This window comes from Actinomadura sp. HBU206391, assembly GCF_014323665.1.
Lineage (GTDB): Bacteria > Actinomycetota > Actinomycetes > Streptosporangiales > Streptosporangiaceae > Actinomadura_C.
The window spans coordinates 1-3,492 of record NZ_JABVEB010000420.1 but is presented as its reverse complement, the minus strand read 5'-3'; the positions used below and the strand labels follow the sequence as shown (position 1 = coordinate 3,492).

Genomic DNA, 3,492 nt, shown 5'->3' with positions numbered 1-3,492 from the left:
CGCTCCGCTAACAGCGGATGACCGCGCGAACCCCCCGGGGGTTCGCGCGGTCATCCGCTGTGCGGGCGTGGGCCCAGGTCGGGAGTAGAGGGCTCAGGAGTAGAGGGCCTCGATCTCGGCGGCGAAGTCCTTCGCGATCGTGTGGCGTTTGACCTTCAGGCTGGGGGTCATGTGACCCGCCGCCTCGGTGAAGTCGACGTCGAGAATCCGGTACTTCTTGATCGACTCGGCTCGTGAGACGGAGCTGTTGGCAGCGGCGACCGCGGCCTCGATCTCCTTGATGATGTCGGGGTCCTCCCGCAGCTCGGCCACGGTCATGCCCTCCGGCCTGCCGTTCTGCGCCTTCCAGGGGACGAGCGCCTCCGGATCGAGGGTGATGAGGCAGCTGATGAACGGCCGTCCGTCGCCCACGACCAGGCACTGGCTGATCAGCGGATGGGCGCGCAGCCGATCCTCCAGCGGAGCCGGCGCGACGTTCTTGCCGCCCGCGGTGACGAGGATCTCCTTCTTGCGGCCGGTGATGCTGAGGTAGCCGTCCGCGTCCAGCGAGCCGAGGTCGCCGGTGTGGAACCAGCCCCCGTCGAGGCTCTCGTCGCTGGCCGTCTCGTTGTGCCAGTAGCGCTGGAAGACGTTGACCCCCTTGATCAGGATCTCGCCGTCTTCGGCCACCGCGACGGTGACGCCCGGCAGCGGTTTGCCCACCGTGCCGATCCTGATCTTGCTGGGCGTGTTCACGGTGGCGGGCGCGGTGGTCTCGGTCAGCCCGTAACCCTCAAGGATCGTGATCCCCACACCACGGAAGAAGTGGCCGAGCCGCTCGCCGAGCGCGGCGCCGCCCGAAACGGCGTAGCCGACCTGCCCGCCGACCGCCGCGCGCAGCTTGCCGTACACCAGCTTGTCGAACACGCCGTGCTTGAGCTTGAGGGCCAGGCCGGGCCCGCCGTCGTCGAGGGCCCGGCTGTAGGCCACGGCGGTGTCGGCTGCGGCGTGGAAGATCTTGCCCTTGCCGGCCGCAGAGGCCTTCTGCTCAGCGCCGTTGTAGACCTTCTCGAAGACGCGGGGGACGGCGAGCAGGAACGTCGGCCGGTAGCCGCCGAGATCGTCGACCAGGTTCGTGACATCGGGGGAGTGCCCGAGGACGACACCGGACTCGACGCACAGGACCTGGATGAACCGGGCGAACACATGGGCCAGCGGCAGGAACAGCAGGGTGGAGCCGTCGCGGGCCTGAACGACCTCTGTGAGGGCGCCTTCGATGGCGTTGCGGGCGGTGCCGACGAAGTTGGCGTGGGTGAGCTCACAGCCCTTCGGGCGCCCGGTGGTGCCCGAGGTGTAGATGATGGTGGCGAGGTCCGCGCCCGCACGGGCCCGGCGACGCTCGTCGATCACCTCGTCGCCGACGTCGCCGCCCTGGTCGCCGAGGCCGGCCAGATCGTCGCCGTCGATGATCCAGACATGGGCGAGAGCGGCCAGCCTGTCTCGTGAGGAGCCGACCGTGGCGGCGTGGGCCTCGGTCTCGACGAAGACCGCCTTGGCGCCGGAGTCTCCGATGATCCACTCGGCCTGCTCGGCCGAGGATGTCTCGTAGATCGGCACGGTGACGCCGCCAACGGTCCAGATCGCGTAATCGATCAGGGTCCACTCGTACCGGGTCCGCGACATCAGCGCGACACGGTCGCCCGGCTCGACGCCGGCGGCGACGAGGCCCTTGGCGAGGCGGACGAGGTCGTCGCGGAACTCCTTGGCGGTCACGTCCCGCCAGGTGGAACCTTCCTGGCGGCGGATCACGGCACGTCCCGGCTGCTCAGCGGCGCGGGCGAACGGCGCGTCGGTGAGGTTGGCCGAATCGGGGAGTTCCACCAAGGCGGGGACGCTGGACTCGCGCACGGTCTCTCCTTGGATCAGCACACTGGGGTGGGATGGATGGACGTTACCGCGTCCGGTTACCGATGGGTAGAACCTGGCCGGTGACGCCGTACACAATCCTGTCATTGTTCAACCAATCCATGCGATGTCTGTTTCGCGGATGGCTGCGGATTGCTAAGGAGCAGGTCAAGGGTGCGTGCGCTTCGCGGTCACGCGGGCCGGTTCACCTAGGCTTGACCGCGAAGAACTCCGGGGGGATCGGGGAAGATCATGGCACTGCTCGAGGTCATCGCACTGGACGTCGCCGACGCGCGCGCCGCCGAGGAAGGCGGTGCCGACCGGCTCGAGATCGTGGCGGACATGGCCGCGGACGGGCTCACCCCCGATCCCGTCGTCGTGGCGGAGATACGGGCCGTCACGTCGCTTCCGCTGAGGGTGATGCTGCGGGCGAACGCGGGGTTCCGTACCACCGCGCCGGAACTCGACCGGCTCCGGCGGGCCGCCGAGACGCTGAAGGAGGCGGGCGCGGACGGCTTCGTCTTCGGCTTCCTCGACTCGGTCGGCCATGTCGACATGGCGGCGCTCGGCAAGCTCGCCGCGGTCGTCGCCCCGCTGCCGTGGACCTTCCACCGGGCCCTCGACCACGCAGCGAATCCGACCCTGGCGTGGCGCACGATCCGTGAGGTGGCGGGCGTGGACACCGTCCTCACCGCCGGTTCGGCGCGCGGCGTGGACACGGGGGTCGACGTGCTCGTACGTCGTGCGGCGGAGAACCCGGACTCGGCCCGGCTCGTGATGGCCGGCGGCGGGCTGCGCCGCAGGCATGTCGCGCTCCTGGCGGCCGCGGGTGTCGGTTCCTTCCACGTCGGCAGCTCCGCCCGGCCTGAGGGGTCGTGGGATGCCCCCGTGAGCACGGCGCTGGTCCGCGAGTGGCGCACGCTGGTGGCGGCCGCCGCCGGACGCTGAGCGCGTCGCACGACCTTTTCTTCGACGCAATCCGGTGGGGGGTGAACCGGCCACCCCGGTGCTTGCGTATCCCTGTGCGAAGGCACGTACGTCCATAGCCGTCGCCCAGGGAAAGGGCCATCGATGGGGATCCGCAGCCGCGCCGTCGCCGGAGTGTTCGTGATGCTGATCGCGGTGCAGGCCGCCGCGGGCTGCACCCGAGGACATGGCGCACCCGCGCCGAGTGAGGCGGGGGATCCGAGCTTCCCCGGCAAGCCGGCCAAACCCGCCACTCTGGAGCAGCTCGCCGCGAGAACCGGCTGCAAGCTCGAGACGGAGACCAAGGCAACCGAGCTCCGGCAGGGTTCGTGCAAGACCTCGGACGGGCGCTACACCATGCTGACCTTCGTCACCGACAAGGCCAAGGAGAGCTGGCTGGGTGCGGCCAAGGAATGGGGCGGCACCTACCTGATCGGACCTCGCTGGGTCATCGTGGGTACCCAGCAGAATCTGCAGCCGTTCTACGACAAGGTCGGCGGCGAAATCGAGGCGGGCGACGACCACGGCGGCGGATCACGGCATCAAGGACATACTCCGTCGGCCTCGTAGTGATCCGACGGAACGCGCGCTGAGAAATCTCACGGCGGAATGGCGGGAAGATCCGCGGGCTCCCGCGCCCGA

Annotated in this window: 3 protein-coding genes; 2 read left to right on the top strand and 1 reads right to left on the bottom strand. The window is 69.5% G+C overall.

Annotated features, from left to right (window positions below):
• Positions 1-93: 93 nt before the first annotated feature.
• Complete coding sequence (locus tag HKK72_RS37600) at positions 94-1,887, bottom strand: AMP-dependent synthetase/ligase (protein WP_187239157.1); 1,794 nt, start codon at positions 1,885-1,887, stop codon at positions 94-96.
• A 249-nt stretch (positions 1,888-2,136) separates the two neighbouring features.
• Here HKK72_RS37600 and HKK72_RS37595 point away from each other — a divergent pair, with 249 nt between their 5' ends.
• Both HKK72_RS37595 and HKK72_RS37590 read left to right on the top strand, forming a co-directional pair.
• A complete protein-coding gene (locus tag HKK72_RS37595) occupies positions 2,137-2,832 on the top strand; it encodes a copper homeostasis protein CutC (protein WP_187239156.1) in 696 nt (231 codons plus the stop codon).
• 123 nt (positions 2,833-2,955) lie between these two features.
• The gene (locus HKK72_RS37590) at positions 2,956-3,420 is read left to right on the top strand and encodes a hypothetical protein (RefSeq protein WP_187239155.1); all 465 of its coding nucleotides are present in this window, start codon (positions 2,956-2,958) and stop codon (positions 3,418-3,420) included.
• The last annotated feature ends 72 nt before the right edge of the window (positions 3,421-3,492 follow it).